1 protein-coding gene is annotated in these 1,700 nt (G+C 71.4%); it reads left to right on the forward strand.

Annotated elements, in window-relative coordinates; all coding sequences use genetic code 11:
• A partial coding sequence (locus ACTT8P_RS38235) for a condensation domain-containing protein (RefSeq protein WP_442836392.1) occupies positions 1–1,700 on the forward strand: 1,700 nt, incomplete at both ends.

Raw genomic sequence — 1,700 nt, forward strand, 5'->3', positions numbered from 1 at the left:
GTCGCGGGGCTGGTGGAGGTGTTGCCGGTCTCGCCGTTGCAGGAGGGCCTGCTCTTCCACTCGCTGTTCGACCAGGGTGGCACCGACGTGTACGTGGAGCAGCTGCTCCTGGACGTGCGGGGGCCGGTGGACGCTGGGGTGTTGCGGGTGTCGTGGCAGGCGGTGGTGGACCGGCATGCGGGTCTGCGGGCGGGGTTCTGGCAGCCGCCGGGTCTTGAGCAGCCGGTGCAGGTGATCGCCGAGGGTGTCGAACTGCCGTGGCGTGAAGTGGACCTGTCGAGTGCGTCGGATGAGATGGCGTGGGCGGAGTCCGAGCGGATCGCGGTCGAGGAGCGGGCCCGGCGGTTCGACCTCGCCCGGCCTCCGCTGCTGCGGGTGCTGCTGGTGAAGGTGGGCGAGGACCGCTGGCGGTTGGCGGTCACCCTGCACCACCTGGTGCTGGACGGCTGGTCCCTGCCCATTCTCCTGCGCGAGGTCTGGACGGCCTACGCGGTCGGCGGCACCGCCGACACCCTTGCACCGGCCCTCCCGTCCCGTGCGTACTACGCCTGGCTCAAGGACCAGGACCGGCCCGCGGCGCGGGAGGCATGGAGCCGGACCCTGGCCGGCACCGAGGAGCCGACCCTGATCGCTCCCACCACCGGCGACCTCGAACCGGCCGTGACGGACCAGCACGCCTTCGCCCCGAGCACAGAGCTGGCCGAGGCAGTGCGCGAGCTTGCCCGTCGGTCCGGCGTCACATTGAACACCGTGGTGCAGGTGGCTTGGGCGGTGCTGGTCGGTGCGCTGACCGGGCGGCGTGACGTGGTGTTCGGGGCGACGGTGGCGGGCCGACCGGCCGAGCTGCCCGGCATGGAGCACATGCTGGGGTTGTTCATCAACACGGTGCCGGTACGGGTGCGCCTGGACGGGACGTGCTCGGTCGCGGAGTTGCTGGCCACCGTGCAGACGGAGCAGTCCGGGCTGCTGGAACATCAGCATCTCGGGCTGAGCGAGATCCAGCGGCTGGCGGGACCCGGGGCGGCCTTCGACACCCTGCTGGCGTTCGAAAACTACCGTGCGGGCGAAAGCGGCCCGCCCGCCCCCCTGCGCCTCACAGGATCGGGCGTACGTGAATCGACCCACTACGCCCTGACGCTGGGCGTCAACCCGATCAACGGTCTGGAACTGCGGATCGACCACCGGCTGGACCTCTTCGACACGGCCGCGGCCGAGGTGCTCTCGAGGCGGCTGGTCCACGTTCTGGAGCAGATGGCGGCCGACCCGGAGACCCGTGTCGGCGCGCTGACCCTCCTGAACCCGGAGGAGCGGGCACTCGTGGTCGAGCGGTGGAACGACACCGGACGACCCGTCGCACCGGCGACGGTGCCGGAGCTGATCGCGGAATGGGCCATGCGGGCGCCGGAGAACGCGGCGGTTCGGTGCGGGTCCGCGGAACTGTCGTACGCCGAACTGGACGAGCGGGCGAACCGGCTGGCGCGGTATGTGATCCGGCTGGGCATCGGTGCGGAGAGCCGGGTGGGTCTGCGGTTGCCCCGGGGCGTCGACATGGTCGTGGCGGTGCTCGGGGTGTGGAAGGCCGGGGCGGCGTACGTACCGCTGGACCCGGAGTATCCGGCGGACCGGCTGGCGTTCATGGTGGCCGACAGTGGTGCGGCGTTGGTGATCGACGAAGAGTGGCTGGCTGGTGCGGCGGAGGC

This window comes from Streptomyces sp. JW3 (assembly GCF_052216785.1).
Lineage (GTDB): Bacteria > Actinomycetota > Actinomycetes > Streptomycetales > Streptomycetaceae > Streptomyces.